At 40.2% G+C, this 16394-nt stretch carries 16 protein-coding genes; 12 read left to right on the top strand and 4 right to left on the bottom strand.

What is annotated here, in order from left to right; all coding sequences use genetic code 11:
- The first annotated feature begins 40 nt into the window (after positions 1–40).
- From CLV96_RS16575 to CLV96_RS16545, 7 genes are all read left to right on the top strand, one after another.
- The gene (locus CLV96_RS16575; RefSeq protein WP_004787002.1) at positions 41–283 is read left to right on the top strand and encodes a lipoyl domain-containing protein; all 243 of its coding nucleotides are present in this window, start codon (positions 41–43) and stop codon (positions 281–283) included.
- Positions 280–1143 (top strand): metallophosphoesterase family protein, encoded by an 864-nt coding sequence (locus CLV96_RS16570; protein WP_004784259.1) that lies wholly within the window; start codon positions 280–282, stop codon positions 1141–1143. The genes CLV96_RS16575 and CLV96_RS16570 overlap by 4 nt, the downstream gene beginning before the upstream one ends.
- 10 nt (positions 1144–1153) lie before the next feature.
- Positions 1154–2206 (top strand): Mrp/NBP35 family ATP-binding protein, encoded by a 1053-nt coding sequence (locus CLV96_RS16565; RefSeq protein ID WP_004785435.1) that lies wholly within the window; start codon positions 1154–1156, stop codon positions 2204–2206.
- Between the two features lie 47 nt (positions 2207–2253).
- A complete protein-coding gene (locus tag CLV96_RS16560) occupies positions 2254–2946 on the top strand; it encodes a hypothetical protein (protein ID WP_004786894.1) in 693 nt (230 codons plus the stop codon).
- A 51-nt stretch (positions 2947–2997) separates the two neighbouring features.
- The gene (locus CLV96_RS16555; RefSeq protein ID WP_040917042.1) at positions 2998–3384 is read left to right on the top strand and encodes a peptide chain release factor family protein; all 387 of its coding nucleotides are present in this window, start codon (positions 2998–3000) and stop codon (positions 3382–3384) included.
- Complete coding sequence (locus CLV96_RS16550) at positions 3366–5291, top strand: PP2C family protein-serine/threonine phosphatase (RefSeq protein WP_004784321.1); 1926 nt, start codon at positions 3366–3368, stop codon at positions 5289–5291. Before CLV96_RS16555 ends, CLV96_RS16550 begins: the two co-directional genes overlap by 19 nt.
- Before the next feature lie 237 nt (positions 5292–5528).
- Positions 5529–6530, top strand: a complete 1002-nt coding sequence (locus tag CLV96_RS16545; protein WP_004785338.1) for a GDSL-type esterase/lipase family protein — start codon at positions 5529–5531, stop codon at positions 6528–6530.
- Positions 6531–6635: 105 nt separating this feature from the next.
- Here CLV96_RS16545 and groL read toward each other — a convergent pair whose 3' ends face one another.
- The 3 genes from groL to CLV96_RS16530 form a co-directional block, all read right to left on the bottom strand.
- A complete protein-coding gene (groL, locus tag CLV96_RS16540; protein ID WP_004787679.1) occupies positions 6636–8282 on the bottom strand; it encodes a chaperonin GroEL in 1647 nt (548 codons plus the stop codon).
- Between the two features lie 22 nt (positions 8283–8304).
- Positions 8305–8595, bottom strand: a complete 291-nt coding sequence (gene groES / locus CLV96_RS16535; protein ID WP_004784852.1) for a co-chaperone GroES — start codon at positions 8593–8595, stop codon at positions 8305–8307.
- Positions 8596–8732: 137 nt separating this feature from the next.
- Complete coding sequence (locus CLV96_RS16530) at positions 8733–10316, bottom strand: helicase HerA-like domain-containing protein (protein ID WP_040917041.1); 1584 nt, start codon at positions 10314–10316, stop codon at positions 8733–8735.
- Between the two features lie 163 nt (positions 10317–10479).
- Here CLV96_RS16530 and CLV96_RS16525 point away from each other — a divergent pair, with 163 nt between their 5' ends.
- Positions 10480–12897 (top strand): hybrid sensor histidine kinase/response regulator, encoded by a 2418-nt coding sequence (locus tag CLV96_RS16525; RefSeq protein ID WP_004786021.1) that lies wholly within the window; start codon positions 10480–10482, stop codon positions 12895–12897.
- On the opposite strand, the gene CLV96_RS16520 is transcribed toward CLV96_RS16525, so the two are convergent.
- Positions 12894–13514, bottom strand: coding sequence for a response regulator transcription factor (locus CLV96_RS16520; protein ID WP_004785732.1), 621 nt, complete (start codon positions 13512–13514; stop codon positions 12894–12896). The two genes, CLV96_RS16525 and CLV96_RS16520, sit on opposite strands and share 4 nt — an antisense overlap.
- A 187-nt stretch (positions 13515–13701) precedes the next feature.
- Between CLV96_RS16520 and CLV96_RS16515 the strand changes: the two genes are divergently transcribed.
- The 4 genes from CLV96_RS16515 (at position 13702) to flaA1 (ending at position 16293) form a co-directional block, all read left to right on the top strand.
- The gene (locus CLV96_RS16515; protein WP_004786276.1) at positions 13702–14172 is read left to right on the top strand and encodes a cyclic nucleotide-binding domain-containing protein; all 471 of its coding nucleotides are present in this window, start codon (positions 13702–13704) and stop codon (positions 14170–14172) included.
- A gap of 153 nt (positions 14173–14325) precedes the next feature.
- Positions 14326–14562, top strand: coding sequence for a DNA-binding protein (locus CLV96_RS16510; protein WP_002975368.1), 237 nt, complete (start codon positions 14326–14328; stop codon positions 14560–14562).
- A gap of 11 nt (positions 14563–14573) precedes the next feature.
- Positions 14574–15290, top strand: a complete 717-nt coding sequence (gene flaA2 / locus CLV96_RS16505) for a flagellar filament outer layer protein FlaA2 (protein WP_004786860.1) — start codon at positions 14574–14576, stop codon at positions 15288–15290.
- A gap of 16 nt (positions 15291–15306) precedes the next feature.
- Positions 15307–16293 carry a flagellar filament outer layer protein FlaA1 gene (gene flaA1 / locus CLV96_RS16500; RefSeq protein ID WP_004787637.1) on the top strand — a complete coding sequence of 329 codons (987 nt, stop codon included), beginning with the start codon at positions 15307–15309 and terminating at the stop codon, positions 16291–16293.
- Positions 16294–16394 lie beyond the last annotated feature (101 nt).

The raw sequence follows: 16394 nt of genomic DNA, 5'->3' as shown, positions 1-16394 counted from the left end.
TGTAAACCAGTTTTCAATTCCGTGACAAAGGTTTGTGTCCATGAAAGAATTCCTTTTAAAAACTCCAGATTTGGGTGATACAGAAAAGATCGAATTGGTTCGTTGGCTCCGGAGTGTTGGTGATTCCGTGTCAAAAGGGGACGAAATGATCGAACTCGTCACCGACAAAGCGGCCTTTCCTGTAGAATCACCCTATTCTGGGACCTTAAAAAAAATCATAAAGGAAGAAGGATCGGTAGTGAAAAAAGGAGATATCCTCGGAATCATGGATATTAACGAATGAAAATCCTACATATTTCCGACTTACATTTCCCGAAGAAACTTCCTTTGTTTTCTCTTCGTGGAAAGGCAATCGTCGGTTATCTCAGCTATCGGTTGAGACGAAAATCAAAACATCCACTTGTCTTGGTTTCGGCAATGATTGAGGCCATTAGTAAATTAGAATATGATGCACTCGTCATTTCTGGCGATTTGACAAATGTTTCTCATCCAGGTGAGTTCGAAAACGCTAAAGAAATTTTACGTCCTCTTCTTACGGACAAAACGTTTTTAATTCCAGGAAACCATGATCGTTACCAAAAACGAGCCATTGGTCCAAATCCATTATTTGAAAAAACATTTAGCGAGTGGATGGGAACCCCTCTCGATCCAAAATTGTACATTCGATCCAAAAAAATTGGGGGAAAACTTTTTATTGGTTGGGACTCCAATTATGCCATCCCTAGAATCACGGCCAATGGTTATGTTGCCCCAGAAGTGATTGAAAAAACATCGTTTTTGGTTAGAGAACCTTATGTTCTTGTTTGTCACCATCCACTTTGGAATCCTAAAACGGAAATCGAATCCAAAGCACACCAAATGACAAACCGAACAGAAGTGGTTGCTAAACTAAAAGTGAGTCCACCTGAGTTATATTTGCATGGACATACACATACCAATTGGGTCAAACTTCCTGGACCTGGTGCCTCTTTTCCCATCGTCAATTCAGCATCCAGCACGAGACTTTCCGATAGGAATCACGAATGTGGATTTCATTTGATTGATATGGGAAAGTCTATTTCATACCGTCGTTTCATTTATTCAGAAGACAAATTCATTGAGACCAATCCAATTTTTTATGAAGAATCGGAAGGAGTCATTTAAAGGACAAACCATGGCAAATTCAAAAGTTGATTTAACATCCATCCAGAGACAACTCATGCAGGTAAAACACCCTGAGTTAAAAAAAGACATCGTAAGTTTGGGGATGGTTGCATCAGTAACACCGACAGATGATGGAATTGAAATTTTAATCAAAACGCCAAATGCGGATAGACGATTACAAATCGGACTCGAGGCACAAACAAGACAGCTCATCTCCAAAATCGAAGGAGCGGGTAAGGTCAAAATCAAATTTGAAGTAGACCAAAACCTAAAGATGGAAGATGGAAATCGGATCATCGGTGTTAAAAAAGTCATCGCTGTCGGATCAGGAAAAGGTGGTGTCGGAAAATCAACTGTCACTGCAAACCTTGCTTCCACATTAGCGCGAAACGGAAAGAAGGTGGGAATTCTTGATGCTGATATTTATGGACCTTCTCTTGGAAAAATGTTTGGAATCAATGGTCGTGTTGCTTTAAAATCTGAAGAAGATAAAATTTATCCGATTGAAAAACATGGAATCAAACTCATATCTTTTTCTTTCCTTGTGACAGAAGACCAACCAGTGGTTTGGCGCGGACCAATGCTTGGAAAAGCCATTGAACAGTTCTTATACGATGTTGTTTGGGGAGAGTTAGATTATCTTTTCATCGACTTACCTCCAGGAACAGGAGATGTTCAACTTTCACTTGCCCAACTCATTGATTTGGACGGGGCAGTGATTGTGACAACTCCGCAAGAAGTGGCAGTTCTTGATGCAGGGCGTGCTGCAGCCATGTTTAAACAAGTAAAAGTACCAATTCTCGGAATTGTGGAAAATATGTCTGGGTTTGCTTGCCCAAAATGTGGCCATGTAACGGATGTTTTTTCGAAAGGTGGAGGGGAAAAACTCTCCAAACAAGTGGGTGTACCGGAACTCGGCTCAGTTCCTTTGACGTTGGACGTCATGAGTTCTGGTGAGTCAGGAAAACCTGCTCTCCTAGAGGCAGGGGATTCTCCTTTAAAAGAGGCTTATTTCCGCATTGCAAAAAACTTGGAAAATCAAATCGCCCAGTGGGAAGATTAAAAATCACTTGTTTCTTCAGAGCTTTTTCTTAGTCTAAAAGATACACTATGAATTTTGAACGCGGTTCCAAACCAAACCCTACCGGTAACTTGATCGCATACTGCCATGTATTCGGTGAAAATCCGATTGCACCTGGTGGTAAAATCATAGCATCGAATGTGGTTGTCAGTTTTCTAAAGATTGGTGATAACTACCCGGTGGTCACCTTTCCTCCCGTGGGTTTACCCTCCAAAGAGGAACTAATGAAAATCCTTGCAGACAATATCCATCTTTATGATGTCGTACAACTCCCAGACTTTCAGATGCCTGAAAACAAAGAGTTGGCCAATCAATACATCCAAGAGCGGATGGAGCAGTTCAACTCGATGGTCATGCGTTATGTGGAATTTTGTAAGGCCAAAGAAAAGAAAACGCAAACCGCAAGTCTCACTGAACATTTAGACCAAGTCAGTGAACCATTAGAAACTCTAGCAAGTCTCTCTTTGGAATTTCGAAACACTTCTGGAATTGCTAGGGAAGCTACTAGGCTTAAGATGGAACGTATCGTTGATTACTTCCATAACAACCATCCCACCCTTGACATAGATAACTTTAAAAAAGCATTATCTGTTCCTGGAAAGATGGGAGATGAACTAGTGGGATTATACATACAAAAGTTTAACGCCATTCAAATTGAAAATTATGAAACTGCTTCTGATTTGCGAAAACGCATTTTAGAAATAGAATCTACTACTCCTTAACTCCTTAGGAAAAAAATTTCTTGACCAATTCTATCTAAAGTCTATCGTCAAATGCCCTTAACCTTTCCCGTTTCTGTTGAAAAAAATTTATCACTACAGAGACGGATGGAAGTACTAGGAATTTCTGAAAAAGATCTAAGCGAACGATTCATTCAGTCTGGTGGTAAGGGTGGGCAAAACGTAAATAAAGTTTCCACGGCAGTGCATTTGGTTCATAAACCTACAGGTAAACAAATCAAATGTTCCGTCTATAGAACCCAAGGTCTCAATCGTTATAAAGCGAGAGATTTGTTATGTTTAGAATTAGAGAGAGAATTGGAACCTTCAAAGTCCGAATCCTCTATTCAAAAACTTCGTAAGAAAAAACAAAACAAATACCGCAAGGCCCTAAAAAAGAAATTGGAGAAAGAAAAATCAGAATGGAACGATCCTATGTAAAACGAATCTTCATTTTTCTATTTCCTGTTTTTTGCACTGTATCTTGTTTTGATTCATTTCTTCCTTATCAATCTCTAAAATGGTCCCATGAATGGGAATTTCGATTTCTCACAAAAGAGGAGTTAGTTGTCTTTCGCCCAGCCATTGAAGACCTTTCAATCAAATACCAGCCATATTCTATTCCTTACATTAGTCTGGAAAAACCAATGCCAAAATATCTTTCAGCTCGGATACGTTACCGCGATCGTTTTGGGTATGAAGAACCGGCGCTGTTATTGCGTGGTCTTGTTACTTTTTTTGATGCGTATTGTGGAGAGACCAAGTTAGAAACCGAGTTTTTTCGTGTTCCATCTTCAGATTCGTCGACTACCCAGGATATGATTGTTTACAATCGAAGTTTTATCCCTATTTTATCTTTGCCAAACGAATGTTTGGGAAATTACATTTACATTGTATTTTTTTCAGATGGAATTTTGCCGATTGGTTTTTCCGAACCTCCTTTGTTTGGTGATCCCACTGACCACTACAAAGCAATTGCTAATAGGACGCAGTCATTTGCCTCTCTTGGTTTTTTCTTTTTGATTTTGGGTCTTTTTTCTTTTTACCTTTTTGAAAGGAGAAGGAAAAAACAATTATTGGCTTTCACTTGGTTTTCGTCCATATCGGGAATTCATTTTTTATCTCAGTCTGGATTTTTTGGCCTTTTTTATTACGATTCGATTCATCCTAGTTTTATCATTTTTATCCTTACCTTGTTTTTAATTCCCATCAGTTGTTTGTATTTTTTTGAGAAGTTGGTTGGGTCTGGTCGTTGGAACGTCATTAGAATGATGTGGCAGTTTCATGTTTTGTTTTCAATTGTGATCCTAACTTTAGCATTTACGGATACTATTTCGATGTCCGTAGGAATTTTAACATTTGTATGGTTGTGTTTGCCAACCCTTGTCATCCAAATCATTGTGGCTTGGGGGCAAGTTGTTGCAAGAAAACCAAAAGCCATTTTACTTGTGATTGGTGCATCGGCTCTGTTTGTCCTAAATGCACACGATATTTTATCTTCCCTTGGAATTTTGGATACTGTCCCGAGAGCTTCCCATTGGGGATTTTTTATTTTTGTGATTTCTCTTACTCTTTATGGTGAAAATTTATTTCGCAATTCGGAAGTAAAGTACGGAACTCTACAAAGAGAAATTGTCACCGCAGCAAGAATTCAAAGTGCCATCCTTCCTCCTTCAGCTCCCCATTGGGATCAAATGGAAATTTCTGTCCACTACCAACCATCCCATGAGGTAGGTGGAGACTTTTACGACTTTCAGGCATTAGGTGGTAGAAAATTTGGAATCCTAATTGCTGATGTAGTGGGGCATGGTCTCGGTGCTTCTATCATTGCTTCTCTTTCCAAGTTTGCTTTTTTTCAACATTACAAACATTGGTCGAACCCTTCCTTTTTGCTTTCGGCAATGAACGAGGATTTGGTGAAAAAATCTTTTGGCCGATTCACAACCGCCACTTATTTTCATATTGATTTGGAATCGAGGAAGTTTATGGTTTCGAGTGCCGGCCATCCATCTTTTTTTCACTGGAAGGCTGAATCAAAAGAACTTGTCGAAATCAAACCAAAGGGAAAACCTCTTGGTATTTTACCCGGTCTGACTTATGTGGAAGAGGAATATTCATTTAAAATTGGAGATCAGTTTTTATTTTATACAGATGGTCTAACGGAAGAAGAAAATGCAGATAGGTTGGAATACGGCGAAAAACGTCTTGCCAATTCTTTTTTAGAAACAATCGCCAAACAATCAATAGATCCCATGGGGAGTTTACTCGAAAATTTTCATTATTTCACGGGTTTGTCAGGTGCTCCACATGATGACATTACCATCATTCATCTGCATGTAAAAACATAATGATTTAAAATCTTATGCTAAATTTTAAAAAATTCCAAATTTAGAAAGTCTTAACCCTCAATATTATCCAATTATAGTTTGTTAAATGGTGAGAAGGAAATACGATTTGAATCATTATTTTCTGTTTTTATTGAAAAATAATACTTGCTGACTTGGAAATTATCATCTAACAATACCAAAAACTAATTCGGTGTATGCGATTATTTTGATGGTTTGCTATCACCTGATGGAGAAACAATGAAAAACCGCTTTTTTCGTTCCTTCCCAATAATTTTGTTATTCGGGTTTATTCTATTTGGTTTGTCTAGGCAAACCCACATTTCAGCAGAACCAACACCCTCTAAACTATCTTCTGCCAATTATCCCATCATTCGTCAGTTTGGTGATTCGATTACATTTGGGTACGGATTTGTTCAGTGTTATGGAATACCTGGTTTTTGTATGACAACAATTAATAATGGTGGTCACATTCAGACGTGTTCGCCCTGCGCAGTGCAAGAATGGGGAGGGGGATACCGAGCATGGATGACCGCTTTGGCCCTACAGCCTGCCAATCAGTTTGTTTTTGGAACGATTGGCTATCAGTGTGGAGGATCAAACGCAATTCAATGGAGCACGAATTCCATGTCGCATGATGGTTATCCAGGATTTCGAACCGATCAACTTGCACCTATTGCAGCTTTACCGAGTATAGCTGACATCACTTTAGTACATGCGGGAACAAACGATTTGATCCAAGGGCAGCCCGTAAGCTCGGCAACAGTTAACTTAACAAACATTGTAATGAACTTAATCAATCAAAATCCCGCTACAACCATTTACGTGGCGCAAATTGTAAGATTCATGAAACCGGCTTCCACCTGCACAACTTGTAAAGATTATTCCGTTTTGAATCCAATGGTTGAAAAGTATAACCAATGGATTTCGAACCAATTGACAAAAACAGTAATTGGTTTTCCAAATCAAATTGTGATTGTAGATATGTATGATGCACTTACATCTTCATCAGATTATTCATTTGATGGAGTCCATCCAAGTTCCGCTGGTTATCAAAAAATGGCTTGTTCTTGGGTTCGAGCCATTAAGAAAATGCCTTCTATGCCAAGTAGCCCTTGTTCTGATTTTTCTCTAGGAGAAACGAAAAGTTTATCTACTCCTTTAAGTTCAGAAGCAGAAAAGTCCTTAGCACTCCCAGAACAAATCCAACAAATCATGCAAGGTAAATACAAAGGATTGTAATATAATCGATTTCAATCTTTTGGATTTTATACAAAAAAAGCCTAAGCGGAATTCCACTTAGGCTTTTTTAATGAACAGATTGTTCAGAAGAGAATAGGGGATGATTTACATCATGCCGCCCATTCCTCCCATACCACCCATTCCTCCCATTCCGGCCATACCAGCACCTGCATCTTTCGGTTCTGGTTTGTCAGTAATGGTTACTTCAGTTGTGAGGATCATTGCGCCAATGGAAGCTGCGTTTTGAAGTGCAGAACGAACCACTTTCGCTGGATCAACCACGCCGGCTTTGATTAAGTCTTCCCAAACCATAGTCAGTGCGTTGAATCCTTCGTTTCCTTTTTTTCCACGAGCTTGTTCTACAATGACAGATCCTTCAAGACCAGCATTGGAAGTGATCATACGGATAGGTTCTTCTAATGCACGTAAGATGATGTTCGCACCAGTTTGTTCGTCACCACTTAGTTTAAGAGCTTTTACAGCATCTTGTGCACGAAGCAGTGTAAGTCCACCACCAGGAACGATTCCTTCTTCCACAGCAGCACGAGTTGCAGAAAGAGCATCTTCTACACGAGCTTTTTTCTCTTTCATTTCTACTTCAGTTGCAGCACCAACGTGGATCACAGCCACACCACCAGCAAGTTTTGCAAGGCGTTCTTGGAGTTTTTCACGATCGTAATCAGAAGTTGTGTCTTCGATTTGTTTTTTGATTTGGTTCACGCGGCCTTGGATATCTTTAGAAGCACCAGCACCTTCGATGATGGTTGTGTTTTCTTTGTCCACTACCACTTTTTTAGCGCGACCAAGCATCTTCACATCAGCGTTTTCCAATTTCATTCCGAGGTCTTCAGAAATTACTTGTCCACCAGTGAGGATTGCGATGTCTTCGAGCATTGCTTTTCTTCTATCACCAAAACCAGGAGCTTTTACAGCCACACATTGGATGGTTTTACGAAGTGTGTTCACAACGATTGTAGCAAGAGCTTCCCCTTCCACTTCTTCTGCGATGATGACAAGAGGTCTTCCCGCTTGCGCAATTTTTTCGAGCACAGGAAGAAGGTCTTTCATCGAAGCAATTTTTTTGTCGTAAATTAAGATGAATGGATCGTTAAAAGTTGCGATCATTGCTTCTGGATCAGTTACCATATAAGGTGATACGTATCCACGATCAAATTGCATACCTTCTACGATATCAAGAGTGGTTTCAATTGATTTTGCTTCATCAACAGTGATCACACCTTCTTTACCTACTTTGTCAAAAGCTTGAGCAATTAGGTTACCAATTTCTGGATCATTGTTTGCAGAGATAGTTGCAACATTTGCATATTCTGCTTTGCTATTGATTTTAATAGCATGTTTTTTGATTTCTTCTACAGCGGAAAGTACTGCTTTGTCAATTCCGTGTTTGAGTGCCATTGGGTTTGCACCCGCAGTTACGTTTTTCAAACCTTCGTTGATGATGGCTTGTGCAAGGATGGTTGCAGTTGTTGTTCCGTCACCTGCGATGTCGTTAGTTTTTGTAGAAACTTCCTTCACCATTTGAGCGCCCATGTTTTCGATTGCGTCTTCTAGTTCGATTTCTTTTGCAACAGTAACACCGTCTTTCGTGATGGTAGGAGATCCAAATTTTTTATCGATGACTACGTTACGACCTTTTGGTCCAAGAGTCACCTTTACTGCGTTAGCGAGTTTGTTGACTCCGCTAAGAAGTTTTCTGCGCGCTGTTTCATCAAATTCAATTGTTTTAGCCATGATTGATTATTTCCTTCTATAATTAGTTTGTCACAACACCGAGGATGTCGCTTTCACGGATGATGAGTAGATCACGTCCGCCTTGTTTGATCTCTGTTCCAGAATATTTTCCGTAGAGAACTGTATCTCCTACCTTTACTTCTAAAGGAACGAGTTTTCCGTCTTCATAACGACCTTGTCCAACAGCGATGACTTTCCCTTCTTGTGGTTTTTCTTTCGCTGTGTCCGGTACGATGATGGATCCGATTTTTTCTTCCGACTCATTCTTTGGCTCTACGACCACTCGGTCGCCTAAAGGTTTGATTGATGCCATGAGTAACTCCTTGTATGCAATCTACTAATGATTCCGAGTTTAGCAACAATTCGAAAAGAGTGCTAAACTCAAGAACCATAAAATGATTGGTCGAAAGAACCGTCAAGCACTTTCAATCAAAGAGTGCTAATTTGAATCTAGAAGCCGAAAAGTCCTGTTTTTTTGCGTTTAGAGCCTCGTTTGGGTGTGACCCCAAGCATTCCCAGAAGCCCCCTTGTGACCTCTTTGGCAACGGTTCGGCCCACTTCCCGGGCAAGTGGGTTTTTGGAAAGGGTTTCCACAAAACTAGGGTCTTCTTTTTCTTTGGCTCGTTTGGATTTGGTTCTTTTCTCGCCTGATTCTTCTTCGGCAGCTTCGGTTTCTTCGGCGATGGTTTCCATTTTTTTGGAAAGCATTTCGTGAGCACTTTCCCGATCCAGAGTGGTTTCGTATTTTTTAACAAGATCTGATTTTTTAATTTTTGATTCCAGTTCGTCCGAATTCAAAGTTCCCATTCGTGATGCAGGTGGAGCAAGTAGGGTATGGACTAGGGGGGTTGGACTTCCTTTTGGGCTAAGGGCCGTAATAAAAGCCTCACCTATTCCCAGTGTGGTGATGACTTCCTTGGTATCATAAAATTCTGTTTCGGGATAATTTTCAGATGCGGTTTTGATCGCCTTGCGGTCGTTTGCTGTGAATGCCCTGAGTGCATGTTGGATTTTGAGACCAAGCTGTCCTAAAATTTCTTTAGGAAGGTCTGTGGGAGACTGGGTACAAAAGATTATACCCACACCTTTGGAACGTATGAGTCGTACCATTGTTTCCAATTGTTTGAGTAAGTCATTCGATGCTTCATCAAACACTAAATGCGCTTCATCAATAAACAAAACAAGTTTCGGTTTTTCTAAATCTCCTTCTTCTGGAAAGGTCGCATATATTTCTGTGAGAAGAGATAACATAAAAGTAGAGAAGAGACGAGGTTTAGTTTGGATATCTGTTAGGCGAATGATAGACACATTTCCTTTTTTTGATTCTGTGTGCAAAAGATCATTTACATCAAAGGATGGTTCCCCAAAAAAATCTTCTCCTCCTTGGCCTTCTAGTTCGATTAGCTTTCGTAAAATAATGGAAATACTTTGTGAAGAAACAGTTCCATATTCTTTTTCTAATTCTTCTTTTCCTTCATCATTGATGTATTGGAGGGCTTTTTTAAAATCTTTTGTATCGAGAATCGGAAGCCCTAAATCATCACAGTATTTGAAAACAAGGGAAACCACACTGCTTTGAGTATCATTTAATTCTAAAATGCGAGAGATGAGGACGGGACCAAATTCGGCAATGGTAGCCCGAAGGCGAACCCCAGGTTCTTTGGATAGGGACAAAAATTCTACTGGAAAGGAGGAAGGTTTCCAATCGATTCCAAGAGCCTTCGTTCTTTCTTTGATTTTATCATTTTCTTCACCGGACTCGGCAAGGCCTGAAAGGTCTCCTTTGATGTCCATAAGGACTACGGGAACACCTGATGCAGATAATCCTTCTGTTAAAAGTTGTAAAGTTTTGGTTTTACCGGTTCCTGTGGCACCGGCGATGAGTCCGTGCCGATTGAGAGTGGAGAGGGGGATGGAAACACTTGCTTCCTTAAATGTCTCTCCATCAAACATCCCAGAACCGAGATAAAGTGCACCTTGTGATGGATACCCTTCCTTTATTTTTGAAACAAATGCATCTGATTTTTTAGTCATTACTTCCCCCGAATCCTCTATTCCTTGGGGTTTTGAATCCTTCGTCAATATATTCTAGGGCAGAGGAAAAGAGAGGAATCGACCTACGAAATCGTGACAGAAAGAATAAATTTCTCGTACTCGTACTAATATGGTTTGAGTTTTTCGAAATTCTTTTTAAGGTTTGGATGTGGTACGTTTCCCTATCCTTTCTCTTTCGAAATACATTCTGATTCCTCTTCTTTTTTCTGTTTTTTTCCAATGCAACCGCTCCATACCATCCTTGGCTCAAGCGAAGAACATTACTGGGGGTGTTCTTGATCTTTCCCAGGAAGACCCAAAAACTTTGGATCCTTTTCCCCTCGCCGGTGAGTGGGATGCCTTTCCTGGAGAACTCCCTGAAACGGAGGAGGAATTCAAAGCTCTTGAGAAAAAGGAACCTACAAAATTAGCAGTTCCCGCTTACTGGGTGAACCAAAACCTCCCCGCCCATGGATATGTTACCTATCGTTTGAAACTAAAGGTAAACGAACCGATCAACCTAATGTTTTATCTGAGGGAAACTTCCTCTGCTTACCGGGCTTATTACCATAACGTAGAAAGAGGGCTTGTTTTACTTGGTTCTGCGGGGAAGGTTTCCAAAACCAAAGAAGGGTCTATTGGTTATTATTTAGAAACGGCACGTTCTTTTCGTGCCACTCCGTCCACAGTCATCTACTTACAAATTTCCAATTACCTGTACTCTCGGGGTGGTCCATATTATTCCCCCGTACTTGGTGAAGTGGGAAAAACCCTTTTGTATCTAAGATTCAAGGAACGAAAAAAAGCATTTTTCTTTGCTACGTTTTTTGTCCTGGCACTTTCTCATTTGTTTCTTTTTATCCATCGGAAAAAAGACAAATCTCCTCTTTGGTTTTCCTTACTTTGTATTTCTTGGTTAATTCGCATTTTGCTCTTTGATCGAGTGTCAAGGGATTGGTTTGTGGCTTCCGATTGGCTTGAGATGTTCCAGATCCGATTAGAATACATTGCCTTTTGCGGAATCCAAGTTTTTAGTCTTTTGTTTTTCTTTCAAAACCAAACAAACTTTTTTCCACAAAAATACAAAAAGTATCTTTTGTTGCCCATTCTTTTAGAATTTTTAGTGATCCTAACCACACCGTATGCGGTATACACAAAACTTCTAATCTTCAGTCAAGCTTACATGGCTTTCATTCTAACCCTTGCTATGGTTGCATCCTTTCGTTCTTGTTTAGAAAAGGAAACTAGATACATTGGAAGTATCATTCTGTTTGGGACGATCGTCATCCTATCTGCAACAATTTATGATTCCATTGTCTTTTTTAAACGATGGGATTTGCCTATGCTCACGGAACTCGGTTTTGCAATTTTTTGTATGTGCCTCGCCATTGTGATCTCCAAACAAAATGCACATACCTGGGAAACAGCCGAATACCTAACACTCAATTTACGAAAAGAAGTGGAATGGAAAACTTTAGAATTAAAAAAAGAAAAAGAAAAAGCTGAAAAAACAGGGGAATTAAAGGATAAATTTATCTCCATTGTTTCTCATGACATTCGATCTCCACTCTTTGGAATTTCATCTGTTTTCAATTTGCTTACAGAATCTCCTCCTTCTCTTTCTCCTGAAAGAGCCAAACAGGTGTTGGGTGAGGCATCTACCGGACTAAAAAATATCCTCAGTATGGTAGAGGAACTCATTAAATACTCTCGGTTTCAAAACGCATCGGTCTTTCCTGATTACCAACTTTTTGATTTTCGCCAAATTACGGACCAACTTATCGAAAGGGTCCAAGAAATGGCTGGTCCCAAAAATATCACAATCATCACGCATATGGAAGAATCCTCCATTGGAATCGGGGATCCTAATTTAATTGAACATTTAATCTGGAATTTACTGACCAATGCAGTAAAATTTACAAAAGAATCGGGAACAGTAGAAATTTCTTTAACAGAATCCAATAAACATTGGAGTTTGAAGGTGATTGATACGGGAATTGGAATGCCTCCGTATTGGGCTGAACACATTCTCGAGGAAGGATTTCTTTTCGTACGCAAAGGAACTGCTGATGAGATGGGAGCAGGTGTTGGGATTGCTTTTTGTAAAGAAGTGGCAGAACGTCACGGTGCGGAACTCATCGTACGCTCGGAAGAAAACCATGGAACGTCAGTTGAGTTACTCCTTCCAAACTTTGAGAAAATTGTTTTGGTTCTGGATGACAATCCGGGTTATCGAAAACAAATCCGAAAAGTTTTAAAAGATCTACCTTGTATCCTTTGGGAAGAGGAATACCCAGACCATGCACTCTTGTCTGTGGGCCGATTGAAACCTGATCTCATCATCGTGGATTATTCCATGCCAGAAAAAACTGGACTCGATTTTTTACGTGATTTGTATTCCAACTCGGAAATGGAAGAAATTCGTTCTCTCCTGGTTTCTAGTTCACATACTGATCCTAACACTGGTTATAAACTAGAAACAACGGTCATCGAAATCGGAGGGGATGCTTTTTTAACAAAAACATCCCCTGATGAAAAAATGGTGGAGGCTGTAAAACGACTGTTAAACCTAGAAGTTTAGATTAACATTTGTTCTTTGGCACGTCCGATGAGTTCTGCTACCGTTTTGGCATTGAACCTGTCTTTTAGACGACCGACATGGTATTCCACTGTTCGTTTTGAAAGTCCAATTTCTGTTCCAATTTCTTGGTAAGTTTTTCCGTGTCCAAGAAGGGTCAAAATTTGTTTTTCTTTTTTGTTTGCTACTTTTCCATCTTGGGGTTTGCGGTTGAAACTGAGTTTTAGATTTTTGGAATAAACCGTTTTTCCAGATGCAATTTCGTTTAGGTTCTTTGTTAAACTACTTAGGTCGTCGCTCTTTAAAAGATACCCATCCACACCAGCTTCAATTGCGGAATGAACAATGGGTTGTTCATCGAGCATTGTGAGGGTGACCACTTTTAAATTGGGATGTTCTTTTTTCCAATCCTTGACCATATTGAGCACGTTTTCACCCGGGATTCGCAGATCGAGGAGGACAAAGTCAGGCCTAGTATCATTTAAGAGAGGGGCAATTTGAGACGAATGTTCCGCCTCCCCTACGACTTCAAAATCAGTCGAAGAGTTCACAACATGTTTTACGCCAACGCGTGTAACGGCGTGGTCTTCAACCAGTAATACCTTCTTTTTAGGTGTCATAAATTTCCCTTTGTTTGGAACCAGGAACCTTTTGTCCCTAGCGTTTCCCCCTAGTAGACGAGGAGAATTGAAAATATTAGTACTATCCCGTCCCATTTGTCCATAAAAAATCATGGGTCGTTCTACTTAATTTTCTCTTGCAAATTCGCTAAATTCCCCCATTTTCAGAGAAATCCTAGGAGTATGAATGAATACTAAAGTAGAGAGTCTCAAAAAAATATATCTCTTCCAAAAGTTAAACCAAGACGAACTGTTACACATTGCTGAAAAAATTCGGGAAGTCCACCTGCCTCCTAGAAATGTTTTGTATGATATGGGCGAAGATGCCGAGTCCATGTACATCGTGAAGTATGGTACTTTACAAATTTCCACAGCGACAAGCCACGGGGATGACGTGAACCTCATCACTCTCGGAGAAGGGGACCATTTTGGGGAATTGCCTTTTTTTGATGATGAAAAACGTTCCGCCAAAGTGGAAGCCAAAGAAAATTCTGAACTATATGAACTCCGTTACGCTGATTTGCACGATATGTTTTCTAAAAACAAAGAAATGGAGCTCAAATTCTATAAAGAAGTGACCCATTATTACATCCGTAGACTCCGAAAGTTAACCCACGACTTGGCCTATGCTCGGGAGTTAAGGAAACGATTCGCATAATCGATCCAAAGAGACAAAATTCAGACAAATTGGGATTTTTTATCGACTGCTAACGAAAAAACCTTTTCCATTCCTCAGTTTCTTCCTATTACAGCTAAGGAATGGGTTTCGGAATCCGATACTATTTACGTAGGCAGGGAGAAGGAATGCATGGTGGACCCCGAAATCCTAACCGAGAAGATCGTAACACAAAATAAGACCTTCTTGGTGGATTTGAAGAAAAACCAGGCTGGATTCTACCTGAAAGTATCGGAATGGTCGAATAGCAAAAAATCCTCGATCTTTCTTCCGGCAGAAGGAATCGATCGAATGATCGAAATCTTGAATCAATTTAAAAGCCGGATATCCGATAATGAGAATACGAAAGACCCGGAGTTAGGAGCCTTTTAGGAGTGAGTTTCATGGGGAAATTAGGAATGACCAAACTGTTGTTAGGCCTCTTCCTTTCAATAGGAATGTTGTACGCACAGGCAGATACTGGCGGACAAAATACAGCTAACACTGCAAATGATGAGGATAGCCCTCTTAGAAAAATCGTTTTAGATGATTTTGAAGAGGCTGAGGATTGGAGAGTCAAAGCTACCACTCCACTCGGAGAAACAAGAACTTTGAAACTCGTTCAACGCGGGCTCATCAAAGATGTATTCGATGAAAAAACTGTTCCAGAAGATGGCGGTGATAAAGTCGAAAAGAACCATATTTTAGGAGTCAAAACACATTTTGCTGCTAAGGGATTGGATCGTGTTGAATTATCCCCTCCGCATGAGTACATCATCAAAGGGAAAGTAAGACAAATCTCTGTTTGGGTTCTTGGAAGAAAGTACAGACATACTTTATTTGCAAAATTTAGAGATTATAAAGACGTAACACATAATATCCGTTTGGGTCGTTTGGATTTCTTCGGATGGAGAAAACTGACTGCGACCATTCCAGGTTTTATTCCACAAAGTACAAGATTTGCGCTTTTAGATAAAAACCTTCATTTCGTTTCTCTTTTTGTGACATCTGATGTTCATGAAGTAGCAGGGGACTTTTACTTTTATGTAGATGACCTCCAAGTGAGAACGGACAGATCTGAGGCAAAATATCCTGGATCTGAAATTAAGGACAATTGGTAAGCGGGAGAAAGGAACAATGGAAAACAAAAAAACAAAAATCCTAACATTACTTGCTCTATCGTCCATCGCTCTGATTGGTTTTGCACAAGCGCAATACAAAGTTTCCAATGGAGTGGCAACACCAATTGGAAACGATATTGGAGCTCTGGAACTCAAGGCCATTACCATCGAATCTTGGGACTCACCCGTTTCTTCTGCGCCATTTGGCTGGGAAGTTTTCACTGATAAAGATGGTGTGAACAAAGATGGTACAGGAGACATGAAATATGATGAGAACAATAAATATTCACCTGTTCTCAATGATCCTGTGAAATCACCTCTTGTGATGAGAGAAGTGAAACTGATTCCTGGTAAACCAGGAGATGTCAAAAACGTAGATGCGGGAAACGCAAAAGTTTTGGCTGTGAAGTTTCAGTTTACTTTCCCTGGAAATAACGTAGTGACCGTTCGCCCTCCGCGTGCTCCGGAATATGAAGTCACTCGTGCAAGACCTTATATCGATGCGGACAACAAAAAGAAAATCGAAAAAGTTTACGGAATTGAAGCTCCAGGAAATGTAAAAGCCATTTCTGTTTGGGTTCTTGGACGTGGTAACGAATACGATTTAGAAGGTTGGATCGAAGACTATAATGGGAATAGCCATATTTTCCCTTTCGGATCTTTGGACTTTGTGGGTTGGAGACCTCTCCACATCATCATCCCTCCAGGAATCCCGCAAGAGGCAAATGCTTTCCCTGCGACAAGAAACCTAATCTTCAAACAGTTTAAAATTCGCTCCAGACACAACACTGGGCCTGAAGCAGTTTACCTCTTTTTTGATGAACTTCGTGTCCTTGCGGATACATTTGAAGTCCATTTCGATGGGGCAAACCTTGACTTTGACGAAGAAGATTGTAAAAACAAAGTTAAGATGGAGCAAATGCTTCAAAAATCCGGTGCCATCTCCACAGGTGCAAAAATTCGTGATTGTGGTGGAAGCAACGGTTCGTCCCAAAACAAGTAGAATCCTCACTTACTCTAAAGAAAGGTTCCTAGGAACCAAAAAAAACCCAGCCAATCGGCTGGGTTTTTTGACTTTACAGAATCGAACTGACCTGGAAAATG

This window comes from Leptospira meyeri (genome assembly GCF_004368965.1).
In the GTDB taxonomy this organism is placed as follows: domain Bacteria; phylum Spirochaetota; class Leptospiria; order Leptospirales; family Leptospiraceae; genus Leptospira_A; species Leptospira_A meyeri.
The sequence above is the reverse complement of the archived record's forward strand: the minus strand, read 5'-3'. Positions and strand labels throughout refer to the sequence as shown.

Excerpts from the sequence above, each read along its gene's own strand:
- CLV96_RS16575 (WP_004787002.1), top strand. The coding sequence starts at position 41 with ATGAAAGAATTCCTTTTAAAAACTCCAGATTTGGGTGATACAGAAAAG.
- CLV96_RS16570 (WP_004784259.1), top strand. The coding sequence starts at position 280 with ATGAAAATCCTACATATTTCCGACTTACATTTCCCGAAGAAACTTCCT.
- CLV96_RS16565 (WP_004785435.1), top strand. The coding sequence starts at position 1,154 with ATGGCAAATTCAAAAGTTGATTTAACATCCATCCAGAGACAACTCATG.
- CLV96_RS16560 (WP_004786894.1), top strand. The coding sequence starts at position 2,254 with ATGAATTTTGAACGCGGTTCCAAACCAAACCCTACCGGTAACTTGATC.
- CLV96_RS16555 (WP_040917042.1), top strand. The coding sequence starts at position 2,998 with ATGCCCTTAACCTTTCCCGTTTCTGTTGAAAAAAATTTATCACTACAG.
- CLV96_RS16550 (WP_004784321.1), top strand. The coding sequence starts at position 3,366 with ATGGAACGATCCTATGTAAAACGAATCTTCATTTTTCTATTTCCTGTT.
- CLV96_RS16545 (WP_004785338.1), top strand. The coding sequence starts at position 5,529 with ATGAAAAACCGCTTTTTTCGTTCCTTCCCAATAATTTTGTTATTCGGG.
- groL (WP_004787679.1), bottom strand. The coding sequence starts at position 8,282 with ATGGCTAAAACAATTGAATTTGATGAAACAGCGCGCAGAAAACTTCTT.
- groES (WP_004784852.1), bottom strand. The coding sequence starts at position 8,595 with ATGGCATCAATCAAACCTTTAGGCGACCGAGTGGTCGTAGAGCCAAAG.
- CLV96_RS16530 (WP_040917041.1), bottom strand. The coding sequence starts at position 10,316 with ATGACTAAAAAATCAGATGCATTTGTTTCAAAAATAAAGGAAGGGTAT.
- CLV96_RS16520 (WP_004785732.1), bottom strand. The coding sequence starts at position 13,514 with ATGACACCTAAAAAGAAGGTATTACTGGTTGAAGACCACGCCGTTACA.
- CLV96_RS16515 (WP_004786276.1), top strand. The coding sequence starts at position 13,702 with ATGAATACTAAAGTAGAGAGTCTCAAAAAAATATATCTCTTCCAAAAG.
- flaA2 (WP_004786860.1), top strand. The coding sequence starts at position 14,574 with ATGGGGAAATTAGGAATGACCAAACTGTTGTTAGGCCTCTTCCTTTCA.
- flaA1 (WP_004787637.1), top strand. The coding sequence starts at position 15,307 with ATGGAAAACAAAAAAACAAAAATCCTAACATTACTTGCTCTATCGTCC.